This is a genomic window from Paenibacillus sp. FSL E2-0201, assembly GCF_037963325.1.
Taxonomy (GTDB): domain Bacteria; phylum Bacillota; class Bacilli; order Paenibacillales; family Paenibacillaceae; genus Paenibacillus_AQ.
Genome location: NZ_CP150154.1, coordinates 2,663,850 through 2,689,079, shown reverse-complemented (window position 1 = coordinate 2,689,079; position 25,230 = coordinate 2,663,850). Strand labels below are relative to the sequence as shown.

Below are 25,230 nucleotides of genomic sequence, written 5' to 3'. Positions count from 1 at the left end.
TTATTAGCTGCCAGTCATCCTCTTGTTTCCTTAACTCTCACTTTTCAAGTCTCCGATCTATATCCAGAGGTTGACCACTAACTAACTAATAATGGTAATAATATAAGTTATAGGTAGGTTGACGTCGATGGCGATTTCTATGCTTAGTATGTGGGATATTACGTTCAACCAAACAAAAAAAGCTTCAGAGAGCAGCGGGAAATTCCCTCTTAACTCTCTGAAGCTCGCACTATACATTAAATCTAGCTACCAGCCCCTGTAGTCCATGAGCCATTAAGTTCAATTCACTTGCAGAGGAAGCAATTTGTTCCACCGAGGCCATTTGCTCTTGCGATGCTGCCGACACATGCTGTGTACTTGCTGCAATAGTTTCTGCAATTTCCGTAACATTTCGAAGAGATTCCACAATCTCTTCCGTTGCCGCTGTGATCTCTTCCACAGCTCCGGATACTTCCTGGACCTGTTCAGCCAGTGAATCTATAGATAATCGAATCTCTCCAAAAGAACGTCCAGCCTGCTGAATAATCTCCGTGCCTCCTCTAACTTCACTCATACTACCCACCATAACCTTCATGGCATCATCTGCTTCACTTTGAATTCCGCTCGCCATTTCCGCAATTTGATTCGCAGATTCTGCGGATTGCTCTGCCAGTTTACGAACTTGATCGGCAACTACAGCGAAACCTCTACCTTGCTCACCCGCGCGGGCTGCTTCAATTGTCGCATTTAACGCCAACATATTCGTCTGCGAAGCAATCCCTTTTATGACAGCAACAATACCGCCAATTTCTTGTGATCGATTCACAAAGCCTTGCACTTGCTGTGACAAAGATTGTATGGATCGATTAATGGATTCCATCTGCTGCCCTGCTGCTTGAAGTGATTCATCTCCGGCAATAGCAAACGATGCAGAACGATGCGAGGCTTCAGAAATATCCTGAACGCTGGAGGCAATTTGACCGATTCCTAACGATATTTCTGAGATTGTAATTGTATTGGTCTGTAAATCATTCATCTGTTTAGCTGTTCCTGAAGCTACTTCACCCATAATATCCGATATTCGTTCTGTGGCACCTGCTGTCACTCCACTATCTGAGGTAAGATTTGTAGAGGAATTCGCGAGACTATTCGCTGATAGCTTCACTTGTTCAATCATTGATCCCAAATTTTCTGTCATTTTATTAAAATTAAAAGCTAGTTCTCCGATCTCATCTTTAGACTGGACCTTTAACTTACGCGTTAGATCAGCATCTCCATCTGCAATCTCCCTAAGCTGTGTGTTCACATCACGGAGGGGTTTAATAATTCGTCCTGATATGATTAACGCAAGGATCAGGGCAAGAGCTACCGATAATCCGGTCACACCAAAGCTAGTAATCAATGCGTTGCTACGATGGGATTCTGCTTGACTCTGCCCAATCTGTATTTCCTCCACAAGCATATTCTGAAACTCAATTTGAGATTCAATCATTGAATCTAAAGATAAATTCGTGAATTTCTTCTGCGCCTCCGGGAAGTTTCCATCCTTGGCTAAAGCGAAGGCTTCCTTTAAAATGAACAAATAATCATTCCATTTCCCCTTCAGTTCCGTTACACCCTTTAAGTCTTCTTCACTTAATCTAGCACTCTCCAGCTCCGTAAAAGCATTCTCAATTAATGGAAGTGTCTCTTCATACTTAGACAGATATGATTTACGTTCAGCATCTGTGTTGCTCATCACATAACGAGCCCCTAGCTCATCTGCTGTGCGAATTTTATCCGTTAATCCCTGAACAAGCGACAGCTTGTTCCAGTTGCGATTGACCTGATCTGTCAGCATCGTAGCCTTTCCTTGAAACAATGTGTTTCCTGCTATTGCCACTAGGAAGACTACAATCACAGCAGTAAATCCCAATACTATTTTTCCACGGATATTTCTGAACATCGTTGTTCCTCATCTCTATATGTATAGTAGGCCTCTATTTGGTACTTTTATCCTACTATTGCTCCCTTAAGCTTCTCTGAATTTAAACTGAATGTTCGCTTAAAAAAACAAAAAGACCTCTACGTCCGGCCCTAGGCTTGAAGTGCACCCCTTAGAATAGACATTGGAAAAAACCCCTGGTTTATCCGATGAAATTCTAGGGGGTGCATTTTTATGGCGATTAAAGGACAGAAGTTTAAAAATTACTCAGATGAGATTAAAAAAGAGGCCATTCGTTTACATGTGGAGGAAAGATGGACTTATCGGAAAATTACGGAGCATTTTGAGATACAAGATCAAGGACGGGTAAAGAGATGGATGAAGAAATACCGAGAGCTAGGGGAATTTGGGCTACTAGATCAACGGGGGCGTCGTATTGAATATATCGATCAAGATAGGTATGTTCAAAAGCTCAAACGGGAAAATGAAATGCTAAAAAAGTGTTTGGAAATCTGGATGCAGGAGGTGAAACGCACAAATATAGAGTCATTGAGAACGCTGCAAAAGAGTATGCCGTTAGCAACCTGTGTAAACTCTTTAGGGTCTCTAGAAGTGGATACTACGCTTTCATGAAGCGCAAAGGAACAGATCGGGATCAGGAAGCAAAGGCGCTCATTCAGAAGGTCTATGAAAGGTATGAAGGAGTCTACGGTTATCGCCAAATTCAATTGTTCTTGCTACAAGACCACGGGGTTTGGATGAATCATAAGAAGGTACTCAGAATTATGCAGGATTTAGGCATTCGTTCGAGGATCCGCCGAAAACATCGTTGTAATTATGCTACTTCTGAAGGAGACCGTGTGGCGAAAAATATTTTGAAACGGGATTTCAAAGCGGATGCTCCCAACCAAAAATGGGTGACAGACATTACGCAATATCGTGTAGGCGAAAAGTGGCTCTATCTTTCTGCGATTAAAGATTTATTCAATAACGAAATTATCGCTTATCAAATGAGCGCTAGGAACGACAACGAACTGGTTCTCCGGACCTTTGAGCAGGCGTGGAGTCAGCAAAAAGACGTGACTGGACTGATCGTTCACAGCGATCAGGGATTCCAATACACGTCTCATGCATACCACGACATGCTGCCAAAGGTTGGGGCCCGAATCAGCATGTCTCGCCGAGGCAATTGTTATGACAACGCCTCTATGGAGAGCTTCTTCTCGCATCTCAAAACGGAAGGACTCTATCCTTATGATATCCGAAATATGGATGAGGCACAAAGGAAAATTGAAGATTACATTCGATTTTATAACCAACATCGGCCACAACGAAGGTTAAATAAGCTGCCTCCGGTAGAGTACCGGAAACAGCTTATTGCCTAGGGTCTTTTTTCAGTGTCTATAAAATGGGGGCTTGACCAGCTGGAACTAATGGTCTTTAGAGATCTTTTTATTCGTATAAATTTCCGTTCGCCAGCTCTGCCAGCTTTCCTTCATCCAATACGCTTAAGCGCCCACGATTTCGTGCAATAATTCCTTCATCAATGAATCGACGCACGATCCGGTTAAGATGCCGATAACTTGTACCTAACAACTCTGCTGTCTCTATAAGGCTAGAGGTTCGAATCTCCTCCACACGTCGGTCACCGTTTTTATCGGCGAATAAAGACATCAAATAGCTGGCAAATCGATTCTCGACCGGATACAACAGGTTAAGTGCGGAGGCTTGACCAAGCGTATGCAATTTGTGACTAAGTTCCCCTACGAGAAAACGTAACAAAGCTGTATTTTCCTCAAGCTCTCTCAGCAGTAATCTTCTCCCGGCAAAAAGAATCAAGCTCTCACCCACAGATTCCACTTGATTCTTGACAGGAAAGCGATGAAGCAGCTCCACATCCCCAATCACTGATATCGGATTTGTAAACCGCACCAGCATAGATTTGCCGTTCGGCAGCAGTGTCTGAATTTTGAGCTTGCCCTCAACCAATATGAACATCCCATCCAACTGATCGCCAACCAAGCACAGCTTCTCTTCATCTGCATAACGTCTCAGTTCCATTTTGTGAGTTACCATTGGGCTAAAAATTCCGTCCAGACCGTTCTTCACTGCCAAGGCACGAACAGCTTCACGGTCATTTATCGTTTGCATGTGGTGCCCCCTCTATTGTTTGCTCAAATCATTGTAATTTAGAATACCCCACAAAAAAAAGGACATATGTCCTTTTTGAAAATATAAGAAAGTATAAGTTCAATTCACCTTACGTCACAACAGAGTCCACACTATATCGGATCATATTCACTTTATGATCTTGTAACCAAAATTCTAAACTCCGATGATTGATTTTATCCACATACCCGATAATATCAGCCCCTTGTTCCCCTCTTTTATAATAAGATGAGCCGCAAGCTTCAATCACTTCGTCGGCAGATGACCCGACATGAATACCTCTGGCAGTGTTCATCTTCAGATCGGAATAGACGCTGATTAGAATGATTTTATCATCACCACGTGCTGTAGCCACTGTTGTCTCGTTATCCAAATTATAATATTGATACCGTTCAATATCGTCACGGAGTTTGGGGGCCTTGGTGAGCGATTTGAGGCTCTGAAGCAGCTGAATGTCTCCCAGATATTCCGTCTCTAGATTGCTGCTGGATACGCGAGAGTAATGACTTTGCCTTGGTGCATTATATAAATAAATATGATAAATCCCATAACTTAAACCTACCGTAATAAAAATGACGATAAATGACCAGCCCTTATTAAATGGCTTCTTTCTCACTGTCCTCACACCTTCTTATAACCTTTACTGTGCAAAATATTTATCCAGCTCGCGCTGCGCTCGATATTCCGGGATATTAAAAGACTGCCACTTCCGCTCTCTTTGAGCACCGTCCCAGCGTTCATTTTTCAAAAATTGATCCAGCATCCCGTCTTCCTTACGGCTGAATTTAATCAGTGAAGGAATAACCTCTGGTGATAAGCCCACCAAATAATTTGCATCCAGCTTACCGCTTACCTCATAACGCTCCATATTCTTATTAGCAATAATAACGTCCATCCCGATATAGTTCATTACAACATAAGAGACCATACCCAGCACAATATAACATTTAGCCAGTGGCAAACGCTGAACAGCTATCCGCAATGCTGCAAGAATCAACAGCAATCCCATAAAAATCATAAACGCATGTACTAGGAATCGAATCGTAGTATAGCCATACGCCTCTTCATATAAAGTCAGTCTAGTAAAGGCGGAATATAACATAACAGTTGAACAACCGACCAAGATATACAATAGGATATTAATGACTTTCTGGAGCATCCCGCCCCTCTTTCCTTCCGATCCCAATGCCAGCATTAAAATTATGAAATTAATCGCGGTCACCATAATTAGCTCAAAAAATCCACTACGAGCGTAATCAGCATAGGAACTCCCCTCTGGTAAAATACCTTCCCAGGCCCCAAACAAGTAAGTAAACTGCACGATTACGAACAGAACATATACCGTGTTAACGGCTATAAGAATTGTCGTCATAATTACTGGGTCAACCTTAAAGGTGAGAGGCGCAAGCACGGGGCCATACTCCTTAGGCTGCACCTCCCAGTCATAGATCTTCGAATCTACAAAGCCCCATACTAACCCGAAAAATCCCATCCCCATTAGGAATATCCAGAGCGTCCGACCAATAATTTCGCCAAATGAAATCCGATCGAGCATATTTGGCAGCCAAATTAGCACATGATGAAACACGCCATCGGCCGAGGCAAGCAGGGTAATCACAACAAGCAGTATCGGTAAAGAAATCGCAAGCCCGGTAAACACTTTCCCGAGCACTTGCTTGCGCTCATCCTTCACCTTACGATCACTGCTACTTTTGATGTCCTTAAACACAGTACCCCAGTGACGAAAGTTCTGTGGAATCACATGCTCGAGTGTATCCCAAAGCACTTTGAACTTGCTCCAAGAGGGGCGTTTATCACTTAGGAGATAAGTCATATGTAATAAAATCAGCATCGGGATTACTAACAGGTTCAACCCAAAGTAGAATAAATTATGAAAGAATACATAGGTCAACGAAAGTAAAAAAATCGCTCCGAACCAGAAGTAACTGAATTTGGTGAGTTTACGCAGTTTAGCCTTAGCGTAATAAAGCATATATGCATAAAACAGACAAACAAAAATAGGATAAGATACCCCCGGCAACTTTCCGTAGAACAACAACTGATGAACAATCGCCAGTAAGAAGGCAACAATTAAAGCGGAAAGTGATCGATTAAGCTTAAGCTCCGTTTCATCGGTCATGGTAAACACCCCCATATTCTTACTTTCTTATCCTTATTCTAAATGATAAAATAAGAAAAAAAAGAGAAAGAATTAATTAATAATTTCCTATTTTCTGAAGGGAACTAAACCATGAAGCTGCATAACCAATATTTAAAACTTCACTCTCAGTTTGGGGGAGCGGCAGAAATCTCAGTTACAATGGATGAACTAGCATCCACCTTCGGATGTACACATCGAAATGCCATGCATATTGTGAATAAAATGATACAGCTCGAATGGGTACAATGGACACCTAAGCGAGGACGGGGAAGTCGTTCCTTATTACAGTTCCTTGTTCCCTCTGAAGAAATTGCACTGCAATCCATGATGCAGGCCATTAGCCGTAAAGATGTTCACAAAGCGATTGAAGGCATCAAAACCCATGCCAGCTCATCTTCACTGCAGGATACATTGCAAGGTTGGCTGTTGACCTATTTTGGGCATCATTCCGAAATACGTAGTGATAAACAGATTGATACCCTTCGACTTCCCATCACCCAGCAGCTGCACACCTTCGATCCACTCCATATGAATCTATTGGCAGAGTCCTTTGTTTCCAGTCATGTTTTCGACGGACTAGTGAGACGCAGCGGGGAACGGGATAAGATTGTACCTAGTCTTGCTCATGCCTGGGAAGTGGATGAAAGCCGTACGATCTGGACTTTTTTTCTGCGCAAGGAAGTCTTGTTCCATCACGGAAAAGTACTGACTGCCAAAGATGTAGTCTATTCCTTGGGACGGTTAATGCGAACCTCTAAGCGGACGCTCTATAGTTATATTTTCAAAGAAATCCAGCAGGTTAACGCACTGAATCCATCCACCGTACAAATTACTCTTAAGCAGCCTAACGAGCTATTTCTCCCGTTTTTGTGTACGAGCAGAGCCGCTATTGTTCCGCGTGATTTAGAAGGAATGGACGAATCTAGCTTTGGTCGCAGACCGGTGGGGACGGGGCCATTCAAGGTTGTGGACATGAACGAGGACACCTGTGTGCTGGAGGTTTTTCCTTATTATTTTCAAGGAAGAGCTCATTTAGATCGGGTCGAAATACTCTATGTTCCATGGGATACCGAGACAGATTCCTCAGATACAGGTTCGGCTTTTCATGTGATTCAGAACCCTTCATCTACCAACTCTTCGTCTTGGAGCCGAATTCATTCGGAGTCCTACATTCGTAAATTTGTGACCTGCAATACACAAAAAAAAGGACCGCTTAGCGACCCCCTTCTTCGGGCAAAGATTGTATCCTGTTTAATAGAAAATTCAATATCTGTATCGCAAAATTCAATAGAAGACCAAGAAATCTCGCTGCAAATATCCACTATTCCGCAATATGCTAGCGATGCTGAATTTATTGCTACCAAGCTAGGGCGGCAAGGCTATTCATGTACGGTTGTTTCTGTGTCTCCAGAGGAATTCAAAGGCCCGGTTCGACTGGAATCTGACCTGATTGTTTTCTCATTATTTCGCGACGAGGATGAACAGCTTCGCTTATTTGATTTATACCTCACGCTCTCCCAGCATATAGAACCGCATACCCGGGCGGATATTGAAGGCTGGCTCTATACCATTGCAAGGGAACCTAATCCTGAAGCTAGATCGGAGAGCTTTAGGATTATCGAGAACCGTCTTCTTGAGGAGCATCATTTGTACATCTTGTATGAAAAACCTACTCAGACTGCTTATTTGCCCTCTGTCCGAGGCGTAAGCTTCAATAGTCAAGGCTGGGTTGATCTTCGCCATTTGTGGTTTCCGCCGTTACTCTCCACAGACAGCACTACATGATATACACAATACCCATTCGATTCACGAATCATCGGAGCCCTTTTCCAATTAAATTAGCAGAAACTGGCTCCTTCCCAATTTCCCTTGCCCAAACGGACAACTGTCCGACATGATGAATCTCATGAGCGATCACATGGCGCATCACTTCGCCCCAAGTATCCGTCACGATCCGGCCATCCGCCAGGTGATCCTCAAAAATATTCCGTTCTAAACCCTCATGCCAAGACAGTACAAAGGGTTCCACATCGGTCCGGAACTTCGCATCCAGCATCCTTACCTGCTGCAAAGACTTGTAAAGCTCAAAGTCCTCCTGAAAATCCGGTTTCCCTTGCAATACTTGAATCCAGCTCCATTCCACATCAACAATATGGAAGAGTGTCTTCAATATACTGCCTACACCGCCAATACGTGCCTCAAGGAGCTCTTCCTCAGAAATACTCTCACACCACTCATACCATTGTTCACGAACCATCCAGTTATATTGGAAAAATGTTTGCAAATCAATTACCTCCTTTTAATGGGAACTTAGATGTTTCCGGTACCCCTCTACCTTCTCATCTCTATACCCTAAGGATTCATAAAAAATATGCGCTTCCTTCCGCTTTTCTCCTGAGACTAAAATGATATAAAAGCAGCCTCTCTCATGAGCCATTTCTTCGATGGCGAGCATCAGTTTTTTCCCCACACCTTGACGACGGGCACGCGATGACACTACCACATTCTCAATCACCATAAACGGTTTGCAATCCCCTACTAGGTCATGACAGACAATCCCCATCAAAGACCCCATCAACTCCCCATCCACAAAAGCGCCCAACAATATGTACCGACTATCTGCCTTAATCACTTTAAATACTTGTTCAAATTTATTAGGATCCGAGGGATGATCCATCAACTCCTGGTATAAATCACCAAGTTCATGGAGAGACTCCCATTCTATTTCTTTAATAACAACCATGAATGTTCAACCTGCCTTCTTTAATTTAAGAATCTTTTTCATACAAATACAGTTCACCATTCCGTGGATAAAATATCCGTTTTCCAATATAACCTCTGAGGGCCAGTTGTTGTGCTAATACCTTCATAAAAGCGCCATGAGTAACTATGAGTACATTGGATGATCCAAAGTCGCGTTCTAAGCGCTCAATAACTGCTTGTGTGCGAAGTAACGTTGACCCTCTACTCTCACGCTGCGAGGAATGACCTATGTACCAAGCGATCCGTCCCAGCGCTAACCAAATCGAATGATGCAGCTTAATTTCAGTCTGCGAGGCTGCGACGATCTCGATTTCTCTTAGCTGCTGAGTATAGATAATATCGCCTGAGTAGATCTGAGTCGCCGTATGAATAGCTCTAGGAAGATCACTGCTAAGGCATACCTCCCAAACAAGCTCTGAATTACTGAACACCCCAGACTCAATATTAGATTGATTATACGCCTCAACCCACGCGTTGAATTGTTTTCCCGACATTCGCCCACTCACCGGTTGTTGCGCCACTTTAAAATGTCTCACTAAACCAATTTTCATATATGCTCCACTATTTACGAACCTCCAGATCAAATTCTTCCTTCTTTCCATCCCACTCCACTACTACCTTAATGATAGAGTCCTCCTGCTCGTACGCCCCACTCCCGGATCTCTCGGACTTCAACTCACTTCTTACTCCATTAACATCTTCTAAGGTTTTACTTTCTTCACCCGAGGTTCCCTTGAAGATATATTTAAAATCTTTTATTTTATCCAGATCCGTTTGTTCTCCTTTATATTTAAGCTCAAATGTAGATTGTTGTGAAGTTTCATAATCTGGCCTTTCACCCTTTTTATCGATGAACTTCTCCGTAGCCTTTTGAACATATGCTGCAGACCATACTTCTCCTTCACCTGTAAAGGTGTAATTATGCTTATATGTAGTTGTATTGCAGGCAACAAGAAGAACTGACAACATCCCAGACAGCAACAGCGTACCCAGATTCTTAATCATCATGAGTTCCTCCTGATTCCATAGACTTTAAATAATTCAGCACGACTTCAACACGTTCCTGAGGAGTTAAATCTCCTTCTATTCGTAAAATAGGACATTTCAACGCGGACATCCATTCCTCGTGTAGTACCTTGCTTCTGACTTCAACTCCTGCAGTATCATATAAAGCGGCCCACTCCATAAAAGTCTGATTCGCTTCGTATTTATTTCCACCAGGTAAAATTTCGTCACCATATCTCTCGTATTCTCTAACTCTTAAACGATTCAAACGGATCTCCTGCGGAATCCATAAAAAAATGACCAAGTCAAAATAGGACCGAAGTCCATCCCCCCAGCCGCAAACTGCACCGCTCAGAATCCATGGCTCCTTATGGACCAAATCCTGCTTAATTCTAGTTAATCTATCGTTGATTTCACGCTGTTTAGTGAACTTATGCTCCCAGAAATAGTCATCACTATCCAACTGAATATGAGGTAACACCTTGGCTAATTGCTGACCTAATGTGCTAGTTCCTACTCCAGATGCACCCATGATGTGAATTCTTCGCATATATTCCCTCCAGAATTAACTTTTCCATTTTTGGAATATTATTGATCATTCGTAGCTAAAAAGCGAATAGTAACGGTTGTCCCCTTACCTTTAGAGCTATTATAAAAGATTTCCCCATCATATTTTTCTACAATATTAAAGCAAATCATTAACCCTAAACCAGTTCCATTACTTTTTAATGAATAAAAAGGTGTGCCGAGCGCCTTAATCTCTACTTCGGACATTCCACTTCCTTCATCCATGATCATTATCTCGATAAAATGATTATTTCTATTTGCTGTGACTGAGACGGATTTCCCAACATCTGAAGCTTCTAGCGCATTTTTTATAATATTAATGAGTAACTGCTTAAACTCTATTTTATTAATAGAAATAAAGCAATCTTCCTCTACCTTTATATCGATTTGATTATCAGACAGCATGGCATAGGAATGAAGCAGACCTGTAACACTTTGAAGAACTTCCTTCACATCTACTTTCTCTAGTCTTTGATCTCCATTTGGTTTTGAAAGGGTTAGAAATTGAGAGATTATCTGTTCTACTGTGTTTTATCATCAATCATCAAGTTGAACTTACCTTTCATAGGATCATCAAATGAAGTGTCCTCTTTAAACAATTGCAAAAAGCCTCTGACCACTGTTACTGGATTTCGAATTTCATGCGCAACAGCAGCTGTTAATTGTCCTACCATCTTTAACCGCTCGGATTGCTGTAATTGTTCATAATACAGTTGCTGCTTCTTCACCCGCTTAAATGATAAATGGAAAATGAAAAATAATAACGCTTGAACAGCTATTATATTAATAATGTTGCCTACAATATCATGATGTAAATAAGTATATAAATCACCTTTATCAATAAAAATGACGTAACTAAAAGTGATTACCATTAATAATCCATTTATAATAAAGGAAAAGTAGAACAGTTTTAAATCGAAAAATAGAATAGAAAGTGCGGGAATAAGACAAATCAATATATAGGTGGTCCAAGTTTGCGGATATAAAAAGAAAAGAGTATAGAAGTAAGCAAATCCAAAAAGAATGATAATCTTTCTAAAGGTATATGTCTCATACTTTGGGTAGATCCATATACTAATGGATATAATCATCACACACGGGTCTGTCAATAATTTTGTGTAAACTCTTTTAAGCACAGATTCCCCCGAGGGGGAAGTCGCGAATTTAACGCAAGTGTTGACCGACCCGATCGGGGAAAAAGACCGACAGCTGGAGCAGCATTTGCCCCCAGTTTTGGACACGTCCTGTCCATTTCCGAGTGACGTCGACGGTGGCCAGATAGAGCATTTTTAGTAGCGCCTCATCTGTGGGAAAGATGCTTTTTCCCTTCGTCACTTTACGAAGCTGACGGTGGTAACTCTCAATCATATTGGTGGTGTAAATCAGTTTGCGGATCTCAGGCGGGTACTTGAAAAAGGTAGCGAGTTCGTCCCAATTGGTCCGCCAGGAACGGATAATGAGGGGATATTTCGCTCCCCAAACTTCCTCGAAACGGTCGAGTTCAAGCAAGGCACCTTCCTCGGTAGCTGCCTTGTAAATAGGCTTTAAGTCGGCTGTTACCTTCTTAATATCCTTGTACGACACGTACCGTGTGGAGCTGCGGATTTGGTGAATAATACACTTCTGGATTTCCGTTTGAGGATAGCAGGCGGCAATCGCTTGAGAGAATCCGGACAGGTTATCCACGCAGATAATGAGAATGTCCTGAACCCCGCGATTCTTCAGTTCATTCAGCACACTCAGCCAGAACTTGGAGGACTCATTCTCACCAATCCACATCCCCAGCACGTCTTTGTTTCCGTCCAGATCAATGCCAATGACCATGTAGGCAGCCTTATTGATAATGGCCCCATCTTGCTTGACTTTGAAGTGGATCGCATCCAAATAGACGACGGCATAGACCCCTTGCAGAGGCCGGTTCTGCCATTCTTTAATGAGAGGCACAATCTTGTTCGTGACATTGGAAATGAGCGTTGGAGATACCTCAATACCATACATCTGCCCTAAATGGTCCTGAATTTCTCGGGTGCTAATCCCTTTCGCATACAGCGCAATAATTTGTTCTTCGATGCCCGTTACATTCGACTGATGCTTCTTGACGACCAAGGGCTCAAACTCGCCCAACCGATCCCGAGGAATAGCGATTTCCTGCTCACCATACTCACTGACTACGGTTTTACGGCTCTTTCCGTTACGGCTGTTTGGCGTGAGCTTCGCTTTCACCTCATGCTTTCCATAGCCCAAATGAGTATCCATTTCGGCTTCCAGCATCTCCTGAATCGTCTCCGCAAACAGCTCTTTTAGAGCATTCTGCGCATCCTGTGCGCTTACCAAATTGTTTTCCTTAATAAATTCCCGTAACTGCTGTTTTGTCCAAAGTCCCATGTGTTCTCCCCAGCCTTTCTCTTACTTCCATTTTAATGGGTTTGAGAGTTTACACAATATATTTTACAGACTCGTATAAAAAAACAGACTGCTCTCTCACTAAGCAAAGCAGTCCATTTATAGTTAACCTTTATTCCATATCCTTAGCAATATCCTTAGGAATCCGGCGGGCCACATCTGTTGCGATAGCTGCGTGGATCACTGCCAAACGCACTAGCTCTACTACTTTTTCGTTAAAAATACTCGGGATTACGTATTGCTCATTAACTTCATCCGGATGGACGACGGAAGCAATCGCTTTTGCCGCGGCCAGCTTCATTTCAAGATTCACTGTTTTTGCTCTGCAATCCAGTGCACCACGGAAGATCCCGGGAAAACACAGCACATTGTTAATCTGATTCGGATAGTCACTTCTACCTGTCGCTAATACACGAACAAAAGGCTCAGCCAATTCTGGTTCAATCTCCGGTGTCGGATTCGCCATTGCAAACACAATGTTATCGCTGGCCATGCTCTTGAGATGATCGACGGATAGAATCCCGCCGCGTGACACCCCAATAAAGACATCGGCTCCCTGCATAACCTCCGTCAGTCCACCTTCAATGCCTTCCGGGTTCGTTGCGTCAGCAAGCTTCCGCCATTCCTGATTATCATACTGAAGATCTTTTCTAAGAACACCTTCACGATCTACCGCGTAGATTTTGCGAGCTCCTGCCGCCAGAAGCATATTACAAATAGACACACCAGCTGCACCTATACCCACAACGACAATTCGAACATCTTCGATAGATTTATTCACTACTTTAAGCGCATTCAAAAGACCTGCCAAAACTACAACAGATGTACCGTGCTGATCATCATGAAATACCGGAATATCCAGCTCTTCGGCAAGCCGACGTTCAATCTCGAAACAGCGCGGAGAACTGATATCCTCTAAGTTTATTCCCCCAAATCCAGGAGATACTGCTTTTACAATATTAATGATTTCATCTGGATCTTTGGTATTTAAGCATAGTGGAAAGGCATCGATGTTCGCCAATTGTTTGAACAGCATAGCCTTACCTTCCATAACAGGCATAGCCGCTTCCGGACCAATATCTCCTAGTCCAAGCACAGCCGTACCGTCCGTAACGACAGCTACAGTATTCCGCTTCATCGTCAATGAGTAGGCTTTGTTCGGATCTTCAGCAATTGCCGTACACACTCGGGCAACTCCCGGAGTATACACCAGCGATAAATCCTCACGATTCTTGATAGGCATTTTAGGTGTGATTTCAATTTTTCCGCCTAGATGAGCTAAAAATGTTCGATCTGACACGTTGATTACTTTGACCCCTGGCATCTTCGATAGTATAGACATGATTTCTCCATTCGCGGCATCTTGCACGTTTATTGTTATATCTCGAGTTGTTACATCCTTACCTGCACGAATCACGTCAATCGCAACGATATCTCCGCCAGCAGTGGCAATTCCTGAAGCAACATCACCAAAAGAAGCAACCGATTTCCGAATTTCGAGCCTTACAATCATCGTTGTTGCAATCGCCATGAATTAGCCTCTCTTTCTACAATCCTAAGATTTCAAATACACTATACTATACCATTTAAACAAACTTTCATCCTATTGAATAGATCACTTTAGTATTTTTCTTCATATAGTATTCCCTTAGGCACCATGACCAAATACATCAGGGATCGTAGCGACGGGCACAAAGTCGTTTTCACCTTAAAATAATCAAATCAGGATTCTTTCTATCCAGTTTGATATAATGTTACAATTCACAATTAAAGTGTGATCCACGGAGTCTCACTTGCGTTATATCATAGACAATGACAAGTTGACTGGGCAGAATAAATATTATATACATGTCTTACCTATAACGTATTGAAGGAGCTTACACTTATGACAGAATCATTTCAAGCACTAGTTGTCGACAAAACAGAATCATCATTCTCCGTCGCTGTTAAGCCGGTTACCTTAGAAGAACTACCCGCAGGAGAAGTTGTAATTAAGGTTGCATACTCCAGTGTGAACTATAAAGACGGACTAGCCAGTATCCCAAACGGGAAGATTTTAAGAACCTACCCTTTTATTCCTGGCATCGACTTATCCGGTATTGTGGTGTCTTCCACAGACGAGCGGTTTCATGAAGGACAGCAAGTCATTGCGACAGGGTATGGTATTGGCGTGTCTCACTTTGGAGGATATAGCGAATACGCATGTATTCCTGCTGCTTGGATCACCCCTCTCCCGGAAGGACTTACACTAAGAGAAGCTATGATCTATGGTACCGCTGGACTGACGGCTGGCTTATCCATTCAAGCACTGGAGGACAACGGCATAGTACCAGACAATGGTAAAGTCCTCGTAACTGGAGCGACCGGCGGAGTAGGTGGATCAGCTATCGCTATGCTTAGCACAAAGGGCTATAGCGTTGTGGCCAGTACTGGTAATGCCGAAGCTAACGAGTATCTAAAAGGTCTTGGTGCGGAAGAAGTCATTTCACGCGAAGAAGTTATTGGCAGTTCGACCAAACCTTTAGAGAAACAGCAATGGCAGGCTGCTGTAGATTCCGTTGGGGGTAACTCACTTGCCGCGATTTTGAGTAAAATCTCCTACAGAGGTTCTGTTGCAGCTAGCGGCCTGACCGGCGGCACTTCTGTTCCGACTACTGTCCTTCCGTTTATTCTTCGGGGAGTTAATCTGCTAGGCATTGATTCCGTAGAGTGCCCTGCTTCGCTTCGTGAAAAGGTGTGGACACGGATGGCAACTGATCTGAAGCCTGCACAGCTTGAGAACCTTGTAGATCGTGAAGTAACCTTAAATGAATTGCCGCAGGCATTGAATGATATTCTGCAAGGAAACACACGAGGAAGAGTGCTTGTCCGTATTTCTTAAACCATAACAAGTACACCTCCCGAGAAATGATCTCGGGAGGTCTTTTGTAGTTACTCTTGATTATTTGAATATTGATAATTCGGTTGTTGTTGTACATAAGGCTGTTGACGATAGTGCTGTTCATAGCCTTGCGTGTAGTATCCTTGCATCGGGTAAGGCTGGTAATTAAATGCTTGCGTCGCTGGAGGCATTTGTGAAGAGATGGGAATGGGTTGAGCTTGCATATGAGCGTACGGCTGCATGTTCGGATGCATGTGTGGGTGCATGTTCGGTTTCATATTTGCATGCATATTCATATTTGGAGCCATATTAGGAGCCATATTGCTAACTCCCTTTACTTTATCTTCCTCACAGCAGTCGGCAGGTGGGCCGATAAAGGTTCCAGGTTTAATAGGCGCTAAGGCTTCCTTTACCAAGGCTTCATTCAAACAGTAAGTATGAGCTAATACATTCGCCGGAGTTTTGCTTAGAATATCCGAACCTAAGATAACCTCAGGAATAGGTGCGTCAAAAATCGCGAGCAAATGAGTATTATCGACCGTTGCTACTTCATAATGCCACCAGCCTTGCGGTACATTTGCCACTTGACCTGGACAAATTGGGAAATGCAAAAGTTCATTTGTAAACGGATTAATTAAGGACACTACCGCTGAACCGCAGATACAATAGACAAGCTCTGCCGCATTTTGATGATAATGAGGCTCCACCACATTCGATTTACTAAGAAAATATCAAGCAGCGAAGTATTCTCCAGTGTGTTCAACTGCTTAACGGACAGCAAATTAATAAAGTTGTTGGCATCCTTTTTAAAGAGAGTATTAGTGTTCACATCAAAAGTAAATTCTGTATCTGGGGACGTGTAGTCCATGTATGAAGTCACTGATAATTCCTACCCTTCTGTTACTATAATTTTTTTGAATTCCCTAACAACAAGATATGCGTTTGCCTATGCCTAGGTGCCGGAGATTCACTGACTCCATTAAAAATTCATCTTTACCTGTTAAACGGGGCATCCTCTATAGTGTTAAATTCTCAAACTATGCAGGAGGCAAAGTATGAAATCGATCCACACTAAAATAGTTTTAGCGTTATGTATTACTCTTTTCACCATGATGGGCTTGCAATCTTTGAATCAACTCTCCACTGTTGTGGCCGCTGATCACAAATCATCTTCCAAACAGACTCCATTAACCTTTGTTCTGATTCATGGATCTTGGGCTACAGCAGGTTTTTGGGATGAAACTGCAGCCGAGCTCCGCAAATTAGGACACACCGTCTACACGCCGGAATATGCCGGACATGGTGCGGATAAGAATAATAACGTAACGCATGAGCAAATCACAAAGTCCGTTGTCGACTATATCAAACAAAAAGACTTGAAGAATTTTATTCTCCTCGGACATAGCTTTGGAGGGTCAGTCATCCAGACAGTTTCCCAGCAAGTCCCTGATCGGATCAAACGGATCGTGTTCTTCGATGCCTTCGCGCCGCTAGACGGACAAAGTGTGGCGGATCAGTTTCCGGCAGATACGCTCAAAGCCTTTGAACAGCTTAAAGATGCATCCGGCAATAACACCATCACACTCCCTTTCCCGCTCTTCCGGGATACATTCGTCAACACTGCAAGTCTTGCGCAAGCACAAGCCTTTTATAAACAAGCACCACCTGAACCGGCTACCCCACTATTCGAAAAGCTAGATCTCAAGAAATTTTACAGTCTCCAAATCCCTAAAAGTTATCTTTATCTGACGGAAGACACAGCTATCCCACAAGGTCCATATGGATTTCATCCGACTCAGTCCAGTCATTTAGGTGTCTTTCGCTTCATCGAGGGTAAAGGAGATCATATGACCACTGTCAGAACCGAGCCAAAAATGATGGCGGAATTAATGGTCAAGGCGGGAAGAGACTAGTCGCGTAATAGAGGAATAATGTATTCAGTCAGTAAAAAAAGAGCAAGCGTACGGGAGTGTTCCCTATTACGCTTGCTCTTTTTCAATTCTCCATACGTTTAAGGATTCGGCTTTACGCCGGTAATCACCCAGCTATTATGATCTTTAACAAGTGAGATCTTCAGAAGCATGGATGGCTCCGGACCAGCTGAGGTCGCGGAATCTATGCGCATTTCTATAACCTCTGAATTTGGGTTAATTACTGTTTCTTTAGTAACCTCGTATTTTGTGATCCATGGGCTGGATACGCCAGTTACCCAGTTCAGTTCAACAAACTGCGGGTACATAACCTTTTTGAGTTCTTTGGAAAAGATCGAATATTGAATCGATGCATTCCGGTGCTGTAAACCGAACCCGTATAACTCAGCTGCTTGAAATGCAGTTGGTAATAGGATTCGTTTAGACTCCGGAGCTGGCAAAGGCATGGCTGAGAGCAGCTTTCCATTAGAATGAAACACCGTTCCGGTGTCAGGTGCACCTATTGCGATTCCCGGCAGAAGCAATACGCCTGCGATCAGGGCAGCCATCAATTTCTTTTTACTAATCAGAATCACCTCATACAAAGCTTTTCACCTCATGTGAATTGAATTCTAATTATTCCCCGTTATTGCTAATTTCTATGTATCTTAACAACAATAATTATGTCACTTTCCACTTCCCAAGTGCCATTTCTATAGTATTATATTCCTAGGACTAGTGCATAAACGAAAGTACTGGCTTGAATTTTTCATCCAAAGGAGATGTTTCCCTTGAAAAAAACGATAAGTATATGCATAGCAACAGGGCTGCTACTCACTTTATCCATCGGTACCATGAGCACGGTAAACGCTGAATCCAAAGCCAAAACTTACAAGAACTGCACAGAATTAAATAAAGATTACAAAGGCGGTGTTGCTCTTTCCAGTTCAACTAAGAACAAGGGCGGCAAAACAAAATATAAACCCTATGTATCCAAAGAGCTCTATAATGCCAACAAAAAAAGCGACCGTGACAATGACGGAATCGCTTGTGAGAAATAAAATTCTATTATAGTTCTACCGTTTGCTTAAGCCGTAGGTCCGGTGTGAAAAAGAGCCGGTAGCTCATTACACTAAGCAGTATACTTGTTATGGCCGCAGAAGCGGTGAATGAGAACACAATCAGAATCTGGTAGCGGACTGCGATTACTGGATCAGCACCTGCAATAATCATACCCGTCATCATCCCTGGAAGCTGGACTAGGCCTACTGTCTTCATTCCGTCGATGGTTGGGATCATACTGAATTTCACAGATCTTTTTCTAACTTCATGGATCGCCTGTGGAACCGTTGCACCGAGTGACAGCAGGGTCTCGATTTCCCCTTTGCTCTGCTGTATTTCGTGCTTGATGTGGTTAATGAACAACCCCGAGACAACCATGGCGCTGCCAATGGTCATGCCACTAATCGGAATGATATATTGTGGAGTCGCCTCAATAATATGTAAGCCAAGCAGAATGCCCATCATGAGAAGTTCCATAGAGGCGATCGCAAGTCCAATTCTCCAGACTAATCCACGTAGTCCCTTCCCTCTTTTCGCTGCATTCCATGCGGCAACACTTATCATGAAGATTATAATCAAAATGACGTAGATCATCTGATCGGTTTTAAAAATAAATTGCAGCACATATCCGACCGCTAGCAATTGAATCGCCGACCTTATAGTGCCTACAATAATATCTTTTTCCAGTCCGAGCTTTTGCCATACTGAGACTAACATCGTTCCTAATACAAACAGAAGCGTAAAACTCAGTGCAGTATAACTCATAATAATGACGCTCCTTCTAACGGTCGAATAAACCTTTTGGCCAAAGCTTCCGCAGATTCAGCAAAAAAAGATTCACTCAAGTGTTGTTCTAGCTTACCATTCCCCATAAACCATGTGGTAGTGCTTATTCGGCTAGCCTGTTTAAGGTCATGAGTCACCCATATCATTGAAGTTCCTTCTTCTTTATGCCACTGAACTAGCAGATCCTCAACCCTTTGAGTACTGTCAATGTCTAGTGATGCTGTGATTTCATCGAGTAATAGAACATTAGGTCGCAGTAGCAATGACCGAATTAGGGAAATCCGCTGCTTCTCACCGCCAGAGCAATCTGCCGCTTTTTTACTTAAATCCAATTGATCCAGCCCTAGCTGCTCCAATAGTCGCTGTACTAGTTTAAGGTCATATGGTCTGTCATGCAGCTTACTGACGGTTCTTAGGTTATCCTCCATACTGCCAGGCAACATAACCGCTTGTTGAGCCACAAACCCTACTTTCATTCTCCACAGCCTTGAATCCATGCTTTTGAATGAAGTGCCATTAACAAGCATATCCCCTTCATCCGGAGCATCCAACAGAGCCATTATTCTAAGCAGTGTGCTTTTACCTTGACCTGAGGCGCCGATCAAAGCGATCCGGTCCGATTCAGTTATTTCTGCGGAGATGTCCGAGAATAGATATTTCGAAGCCTGTTCGCTGCTTTTCCAGTTCAGTTTTGCAATTCCTTGAATTTCAAAAATACGGCCCAATGCCTTACCTCCTATTGCCACACGTACAAATTACATACCACCACGTATTATAGCATTTTAACATAAAAAAAGAGAAAGGCATCTCCTCTAAGAGACATGCCTTCCCCTTCAATTTATTGATTAAATCGAGCTGTAACGAACACTGCCGGTGAATTCCAATAGATCGTTACTTCATTCGTAGAGTAGCTAAGTTCGTGATCTACAAAACACTGAGCGGCTGGTTTGCCTTGCAGATGTTCTACTACATATTCATCATGGAGCCCACGATCTGGCCCCCCAGACACTAGACCCGGGACTGGATCAGCCACATGATCACCAACAGATGGACGATGGTGTGGATGCTTCACAGGACGATCGCCATATCCGGTAACATAACTGATATCAAGTACATTACGCCCCATCAGATAGTGTAAATGATCTAGCGCACAGTCCGCAAAACTCGAATCACCACTAAAATATTCAGCTGCAAGCAGCAGCATTGCGTTATTCATTACGAGCATGTTACTTCCCCAAATGTAATCCTCCTCTTTCAAGGAGATTCTAAAACCATCCTTACGACTCACTTCTGCTAAACGTTCCGCTTCAGCTATAAGCCCTTTTTTTAAAGATGTATACAAAGTTCGGTCTGCTTGCTCCTCACCCTTTAACAGGTACGCAAGCGTCCCATAGCCGCCCATATCTGCCCAGCCTAAACTGTATCTCGGAAATTCTAGCTTTACTAGTTGCAGAACAGCTTGATGGTATTCTTCATTCCCCGTCGTACGATATAACTCCGCTGCTGCCCAATAGCGCTCATCCTTATCGATCCCATCCCCGTATTCTCCAGTGCTAATTTCAAGTGGATTCGTGAAGCCGGGTACGTCTGGATGTTGAACAAGCCACTCCCAAGCTAGTGTTGCTGCAGCCAGACATCTCTTCGCATAGGCTGAGTCAAATGGCTCATACACTCTTGCAGCCATGGCCATGACTCCAGCAAAATCTCCCGTGGCAGTAGCTGATACCGGTGAGAAATATAGATCCGCTGTGTCATCCTCAGGCATTACATCCAGGTCGGGGAAGTTCAATGTAGTTAATTTATGGTAGACTCCACCTGTTTTATGGTCCTGCATTTTAAACAACCAATCCAGCTCCACTTTGCATTCCAGCAGTATATCTGGCGTATGCCCGTCACTTTCAGGGATCGGAATAGCGCTTACAAAAGCGGATGGATATAATTCATAGGCTAGCAAAAGATCAGCGATGGCCTTTGCTCCGGGTCCACTATATTTTCCATAATCACCTGCATCATGCCAGCCTCCAGAACAGTCCAGCCGAAGATCTGTTTGTCCATATACAATTCCCTCTGCTGTATGACATGCTTTATGCTTCCAATCTCCAGCATACTCTTCCGTTAACTCAACCCCGCAGCGATAATAATAAAAGGCCTTCAGCAAGCCCTGTTGAAGCTCATGATAAGGTTTATCTGAGATTATAAATGATGCCGAAGCTATCCCCTCACCCTGCTCAATCCGGTATCTACCTGTAGCACTAACCTCAGAAAAATCACCTGTATGTACAGTTACTCCGCTTGCCTCATCAAACCGTTCTGCACCCGATACCCCTTCGAATACTACATCACCACTGTCCACATTAACGATCCTAAAGTCATGTCCAGAACCAGAAAATACCGCAATCTTTTCTCCATCCACCGGATATCCAATTTGATTAACAGTAATGGTTCGGAGTGTACGCTCGCTCATCTTCATTCTCCTTCATATCAATTTGATGAAGCTGATGATTACAAGTTATAAGTCTCTCTTTCAAGTTGAGAATACTCTATTTTAGTTATCCCTGGCAATGATGTATACAAGAAAAAACCTAGAGCTAATCCGAAACGAAACGGATAACCCTAGGAAATAAACACAGCTTATTTGCCGTCAAGCAATTTAATAAAGTTAGCTGGAAGTGTGAATTGCTTATTATGAACCACTATACGGCGAAGCTCCTCCTCGAAGGAGCTAAGATCATCTTCATCATCGTCTTTGATTTCCTTTATATCTCGGTGCAGACGCTCCATTTGTAGATCAAGGGCATGAGCGGCATCCGCAGCATTTTTCAGCTCACGTGTCATACTCTCTGGTACCGATTTATTATATTTATAGAAAATTTTATGTTCGAGACTTGCCCAGAAATCCATAGCAATGGTACGAATTTGTACCTCAACGCAAACTAGCTCCTGACGATCTGACATAAATACTGGTACTTGAATCAGCAAATGCAAACTTTGATATCCGTTAGGCTTGGGATTCTTAATATAATCCTTCACTTCAAGAACCGTTAAGTCGTCCTGCTTTTGAAGCATTTCACTAACATGATAAATATCTGAGATAAAAGAACAGGTAATCCGCAAACCAGCAATGTCTTTAATACAATTTCGCACTGAGTTCAGTGATAATTCGCCATTTTTGCGCAGCATTTTGTTCATAATACTCTCTGGAGACTTGATCCGCGATTTGGTATGTTCAATCGGGCTGTAATCATGAAGTGATTGAAACTCCTGTTTCAGGATCTCAATCTTCGTCTCCATCTCATCCAATGCAAATTTATAAATCAACATAAAACGGGTAACCTCGTGCTTTAGCTTTTTAAATTGTTCGATTTGATTCTCGGGGGTCATAATCCATTTCTCCTCTTGTAGCGATTCTCTATATTTATCATAGCCAATCCACTAGTGAAATTCAAATTCAGTGGATTTCACTTATTAATTTAGAGAAGACAGCAAGATTAACCTACCGCCATTTTTCAAACTCATGTTGTCTTAAAAATACGCTTGAACTTTTCTAGTTAAGCTGTTTCCACTTTTGTTCTAACGTCTGGGGAATATAACCCTCCAGTAACGTTAAGAGCTCCTGCGGCTCATCTGATAGGTTTAGCAGACTGAGATGTGAAGCATTAGAGAATCCCTCGTTAATGCTATGTTGAATTAAATTCATCAGAGGGTCAAAGTAATGCCTGATATTTAGAACACCCACCGGTTTCTTATGGATACCAATTTGTGACCAGCACAAAACCTCAAACAGCTCTTCATACGTCCCAAAACCACCGGGTAATGCAATAAAACCATCCGCCAATTCTCCCATTTTTGCTTTACGTCCATGCATATCTTCTACTTCTATCAACTGCGTTAATTCTCTATGTACCATCTCTCCATTAAACAACCCCCTAGGCATAACCCCGATCACCTCACCTCCACCTTTCAACACAGCATTGGCGACTTCACCCATTAATCCGATTCTGGACCCCCCGTAAATTAAGCGATAATTATTCATCGCCATGTAGTTTCCAAGTTCAACAGCTTTATCCTTATATTCCTCATGTACCCCTAAATTCGACCCTGCAAAAACGCAAATTGATTTCAAATCCTCATCCCCAAACTATATATTGATAATATCCGACATCTAATATACTATATGTTGGTGAATAAATCATGTTAAAGATTAAGGAGTGCTACATAATATGGAGATCAATGAAGTGCAGAAATGGATAAAAAGCTTTTATGGGCAAAGAGGCTGGGCCGATTACGGTCCTTTTATAAGCGTTGGATTTCTTATGGAAGAAACCGGTGAGGTTGCACGGGCAGTACGGTCCTATGAAATCGGAAGAGATCGTCCAGATGAATCTACCCCTCCACCAGAGCAACTGAGAAACGACTTGATTGAGGAAATCGGAGATGTGCTAGGAAATATCGCATTGTTAGCCGATTTGTATGGCATCACTTTAGAAGAGGTATTTACTGCGCATAAAGAAAAATTAGTGAAACGATTTAATTCCTAAGTAGATGTAGAAAAAGGGCTACAATCGGCATCACCGATTTGTAACCCTTTTTATATATTTAAACCTCGTTAAGCTTTACCGCTTAGAGTATGATTCGAAATAGCTTTAATTATGGTTTCCCAATCATCAGGGTGAACTTCGTGACCCGTTCCTTCTAAGGTTAGTAGTGACACATTAGGAATTTCTTCGGCAAGCGCCAAGCCATGCTCTAAAGGAAGTACGCTGTCTTCTGTACCGTGGATAACTAATGTAGAAACTACGATATTTTTCGCCTTACCTTCGTAGTCATCTACCCCTGTTAGAAGAGCATGATTAAACATGCTGAGTAAGTTGTTTGCACGTTTTATTTCCATCCTAACTTGTTTATAGGCTCTTTTCTCATCGAATTTATGTTTTGAACCACAAAGTATGCTCGAACCGGAAACCAAGTAATCCGCTATCGCTTCTTCATCTGACCAATCCAGAGTAGCTCCATCCGCATGAAAAGCGAGGATCCTCTCATCCATTGGAGGCAAGTTCCGATCATTATCATCAGATTCAAAAATACTAGATGCGATCAATGTTAAGGTTAGAACTTTCTGAGGATGGCGAATAGCAAGAACTTGTACAATCATACCCCCTAAGGACATCCCCACGATATCTGCCTGTTCTATATTATAAGCGTCAAGTAACCCAGCAGCATCATCGGCCATATCAAGCACTGTATAATTGGAACTCCCAGGTTCATAAACAACAGAACGTCCTACATCCCGGTTATCATATCTAATAACGTATCGTCCTGTATCCGCTAATCGTTGACAAAACTCCTCATCCCAAAAAACCATAGAACATGTGGCACCCATAATCAGTAATATTGCAGGATTGCTGGAGTCTCCAAAACTCTCCGAACATAGTTCAATACCGTTTACTTTAAATATCTTTTCGCTCATTGTTAATCCTCATTTCATTCGAATTTGGTAATCAAAGATTGCACACTTAAATAAGACCGGTCACATTTTAAAATAAATGGATGATGGTATCATTGAATTGTACCTCGATTTAACGCAAACGAATGAACTTGATAATCACGATAAGCACTCTCC

27 protein-coding genes and 1 pseudogene are annotated in these 25,230 nt (G+C 42.6%); 7 read left to right on the top strand and 21 right to left on the bottom strand.

Annotated features, from left to right (window positions below; genetic code table 11):
* Positions 1 to 229: 229 nt before the first annotated feature.
* Entirely contained in the window at positions 230 to 1,924 is a 1,695-nt protein-coding gene (locus tag NSU15_RS11760; protein WP_076117802.1) for a methyl-accepting chemotaxis protein, read from the bottom strand.
* A 213-nt stretch (positions 1,925 to 2,137) separates the two neighbouring features.
* Between NSU15_RS11760 and NSU15_RS11755 the strand changes: the two genes are divergently transcribed.
* Together NSU15_RS11755 and NSU15_RS11750 are read left to right on the top strand one after the other, a co-directional pair.
* A complete protein-coding gene (locus NSU15_RS11755; RefSeq protein WP_042123336.1) occupies positions 2,138 to 2,536 on the top strand; it encodes a helix-turn-helix domain-containing protein in 399 nt (132 codons plus the stop codon).
* Complete coding sequence (locus tag NSU15_RS11750) at positions 2,452 to 3,288, top strand: IS3 family transposase (RefSeq protein WP_339291227.1); 837 nt, start codon at positions 2,452 to 2,454, stop codon at positions 3,286 to 3,288. Before NSU15_RS11755 ends, NSU15_RS11750 begins: the two co-directional genes overlap by 85 nt.
* A 67-nt stretch (positions 3,289 to 3,355) precedes the next feature.
* On the opposite strand, the gene NSU15_RS11745 is transcribed toward NSU15_RS11750, so the two are convergent.
* The 3 genes from NSU15_RS11745 to NSU15_RS11735 form a co-directional block, all read right to left on the bottom strand.
* Complete coding sequence (locus NSU15_RS11745) at positions 3,356 to 4,054, bottom strand: cyclic nucleotide-binding domain-containing protein (RefSeq protein ID WP_339290508.1); 699 nt, start codon at positions 4,052 to 4,054, stop codon at positions 3,356 to 3,358.
* Positions 4,055 to 4,163: 109 nt separating this feature from the next.
* Entirely contained in the window at positions 4,164 to 4,688 is a 525-nt protein-coding gene (locus NSU15_RS11740; RefSeq protein ID WP_339290506.1) for a hypothetical protein, read from the bottom strand.
* A gap of 24 nt (positions 4,689 to 4,712) precedes the next feature.
* Positions 4,713 to 6,212 carry a DUF4173 domain-containing protein gene (locus tag NSU15_RS11735; RefSeq protein ID WP_339290504.1) on the bottom strand — a complete coding sequence of 500 codons (1,500 nt, stop codon included), beginning with the start codon at positions 6,210 to 6,212 and terminating at the stop codon, positions 4,713 to 4,715.
* A 111-nt stretch (positions 6,213 to 6,323) separates the two neighbouring features.
* On the opposite strand from NSU15_RS11735, the gene NSU15_RS11730 reads away from it, so the two are divergent.
* Positions 6,324 to 8,018 (top strand): ABC transporter substrate-binding protein, encoded by a 1,695-nt coding sequence (locus NSU15_RS11730; RefSeq protein ID WP_339290502.1) that lies wholly within the window; start codon positions 6,324 to 6,326, stop codon positions 8,016 to 8,018.
* Between the two features lie 28 nt (positions 8,019 to 8,046).
* On the opposite strand, the gene NSU15_RS11725 is transcribed toward NSU15_RS11730, so the two are convergent.
* The 9 genes from NSU15_RS11725 to NSU15_RS11685 all read right to left on the bottom strand — a co-directional run bounded on the left by NSU15_RS11725 (position 8,047) and on the right by NSU15_RS11685 (position 14,502).
* Entirely contained in the window at positions 8,047 to 8,517 is a 471-nt protein-coding gene (locus NSU15_RS11725) for a DinB family protein (RefSeq protein WP_339290500.1), read from the bottom strand.
* A gap of 15 nt (positions 8,518 to 8,532) precedes the next feature.
* Entirely contained in the window at positions 8,533 to 8,976 is a 444-nt protein-coding gene (locus tag NSU15_RS11720) for a GNAT family N-acetyltransferase (RefSeq protein WP_042126638.1), read from the bottom strand.
* Between the two features lie 25 nt (positions 8,977 to 9,001).
* On the bottom strand, positions 9,002 to 9,547 hold the full coding sequence (locus NSU15_RS11715; RefSeq protein WP_339290497.1) for a histidine phosphatase family protein: 546 nt from the start codon (positions 9,545 to 9,547) through the stop codon (positions 9,002 to 9,004).
* A gap of 10 nt (positions 9,548 to 9,557) precedes the next feature.
* Positions 9,558 to 10,004, bottom strand: coding sequence for a hypothetical protein (locus NSU15_RS11710; RefSeq protein WP_339290495.1), 447 nt, complete (start codon positions 10,002 to 10,004; stop codon positions 9,558 to 9,560).
* Positions 9,994 to 10,551: an AAA family ATPase gene (locus tag NSU15_RS11705; protein WP_339290493.1), complete on the bottom strand. Its 558-nt coding sequence runs from the start codon at positions 10,549 to 10,551 to the stop codon at positions 9,994 to 9,996. Before NSU15_RS11705 ends, NSU15_RS11710 begins: the two co-directional genes overlap by 11 nt.
* A gap of 38 nt (positions 10,552 to 10,589) precedes the next feature.
* The gene (locus NSU15_RS11700; RefSeq protein ID WP_339290491.1) at positions 10,590 to 11,021 is read right to left on the bottom strand and encodes an ATP-binding protein; all 432 of its coding nucleotides are present in this window, start codon (positions 11,019 to 11,021) and stop codon (positions 10,590 to 10,592) included.
* 68 nt (positions 11,022 to 11,089) lie between these two features.
* On the bottom strand, positions 11,090 to 11,440 hold the full coding sequence (locus tag NSU15_RS11695; protein ID WP_339290489.1) for a histidine kinase dimerization/phospho-acceptor domain-containing protein: 351 nt from the start codon (positions 11,438 to 11,440) through the stop codon (positions 11,090 to 11,092).
* A gap of 292 nt (positions 11,441 to 11,732) precedes the next feature.
* Complete coding sequence (locus NSU15_RS11690; protein ID WP_076119303.1) at positions 11,733 to 12,953, bottom strand: IS256 family transposase; 1,221 nt, start codon at positions 12,951 to 12,953, stop codon at positions 11,733 to 11,735.
* Between the two features lie 130 nt (positions 12,954 to 13,083).
* The gene (locus NSU15_RS11685; protein WP_076121891.1) at positions 13,084 to 14,502 is read right to left on the bottom strand and encodes an NAD-dependent malic enzyme; all 1,419 of its coding nucleotides are present in this window, start codon (positions 14,500 to 14,502) and stop codon (positions 13,084 to 13,086) included.
* 354 nt (positions 14,503 to 14,856) lie between these two features.
* Here NSU15_RS11685 and NSU15_RS11680 point away from each other — a divergent pair, with 354 nt between their 5' ends.
* On the top strand, positions 14,857 to 15,852 hold the full coding sequence (locus tag NSU15_RS11680) for an acryloyl-CoA reductase (RefSeq protein ID WP_076121892.1): 996 nt from the start codon (positions 14,857 to 14,859) through the stop codon (positions 15,850 to 15,852).
* A gap of 50 nt (positions 15,853 to 15,902) precedes the next feature.
* Here the strand turns inward: NSU15_RS11680 and NSU15_RS11675 are convergent.
* A pseudogene (locus tag NSU15_RS11675) lies at positions 15,903 to 16,720 on the bottom strand (cupin domain-containing protein).
* A gap of 187 nt (positions 16,721 to 16,907) precedes the next feature.
* Between NSU15_RS11675 and NSU15_RS11670 the strand changes: the two are divergent.
* The gene (locus NSU15_RS11670) at positions 16,908 to 17,765 is read left to right on the top strand and encodes an alpha/beta hydrolase (RefSeq protein WP_339290487.1); all 858 of its coding nucleotides are present in this window, start codon (positions 16,908 to 16,910) and stop codon (positions 17,763 to 17,765) included.
* Between the two features lie 98 nt (positions 17,766 to 17,863).
* On the opposite strand, the gene NSU15_RS11665 is transcribed toward NSU15_RS11670, so the two are convergent.
* A complete protein-coding gene (locus NSU15_RS11665; protein WP_339290485.1) occupies positions 17,864 to 18,367 on the bottom strand; it encodes a hypothetical protein in 504 nt (167 codons plus the stop codon).
* A gap of 249 nt (positions 18,368 to 18,616) precedes the next feature.
* Between NSU15_RS11665 and NSU15_RS11660 the strand changes: the two genes are divergently transcribed.
* Complete coding sequence (locus NSU15_RS11660) at positions 18,617 to 18,823, top strand: excalibur calcium-binding domain-containing protein (protein WP_231574261.1); 207 nt, start codon at positions 18,617 to 18,619, stop codon at positions 18,821 to 18,823.
* A gap of 7 nt (positions 18,824 to 18,830) precedes the next feature.
* Here NSU15_RS11660 and fetB read toward each other — a convergent pair whose 3' ends face one another.
* The 5 genes from fetB to NSU15_RS11635 all read right to left on the bottom strand — a co-directional run bounded on the left by fetB (position 18,831) and on the right by NSU15_RS11635 (position 23,733).
* The gene (gene fetB / locus NSU15_RS11655; protein WP_076121899.1) at positions 18,831 to 19,589 is read right to left on the bottom strand and encodes an iron export ABC transporter permease subunit FetB; all 759 of its coding nucleotides are present in this window, start codon (positions 19,587 to 19,589) and stop codon (positions 18,831 to 18,833) included.
* Entirely contained in the window at positions 19,586 to 20,335 is a 750-nt protein-coding gene (locus NSU15_RS11650; RefSeq protein WP_081954056.1) for an ATP-binding cassette domain-containing protein, read from the bottom strand. The genes fetB and NSU15_RS11650 overlap by 4 nt, the downstream gene beginning before the upstream one ends.
* A 113-nt stretch (positions 20,336 to 20,448) precedes the next feature.
* Positions 20,449 to 22,074 (bottom strand): glycoside hydrolase family 9 protein, encoded by a 1,626-nt coding sequence (locus NSU15_RS11645; RefSeq protein ID WP_339290482.1) that lies wholly within the window; start codon positions 22,072 to 22,074, stop codon positions 20,449 to 20,451.
* Positions 22,075 to 22,241: 167 nt separating this feature from the next.
* The gene (locus NSU15_RS11640; RefSeq protein ID WP_042126617.1) at positions 22,242 to 22,991 is read right to left on the bottom strand and encodes a GTP pyrophosphokinase family protein; all 750 of its coding nucleotides are present in this window, start codon (positions 22,989 to 22,991) and stop codon (positions 22,242 to 22,244) included.
* A 163-nt stretch (positions 22,992 to 23,154) separates the two neighbouring features.
* Entirely contained in the window at positions 23,155 to 23,733 is a 579-nt protein-coding gene (locus NSU15_RS11635; protein ID WP_042126615.1) for a TIGR00730 family Rossman fold protein, read from the bottom strand.
* Positions 23,734 to 23,830: 97 nt separating this feature from the next.
* On the opposite strand from NSU15_RS11635, the gene NSU15_RS11630 reads away from it, so the two are divergent.
* Positions 23,831 to 24,148, top strand: a complete 318-nt coding sequence (locus NSU15_RS11630) for a MazG-like family protein (protein WP_339290479.1) — start codon at positions 23,831 to 23,833, stop codon at positions 24,146 to 24,148.
* Between the two features lie 68 nt (positions 24,149 to 24,216).
* Here the strand turns inward: NSU15_RS11630 and NSU15_RS11625 are convergent, their stop codons facing one another.
* A complete protein-coding gene (locus NSU15_RS11625; RefSeq protein WP_339290477.1) occupies positions 24,217 to 25,077 on the bottom strand; it encodes an alpha/beta hydrolase in 861 nt (286 codons plus the stop codon).
* Positions 25,078 to 25,230: the final 153 nt, after the last annotated feature.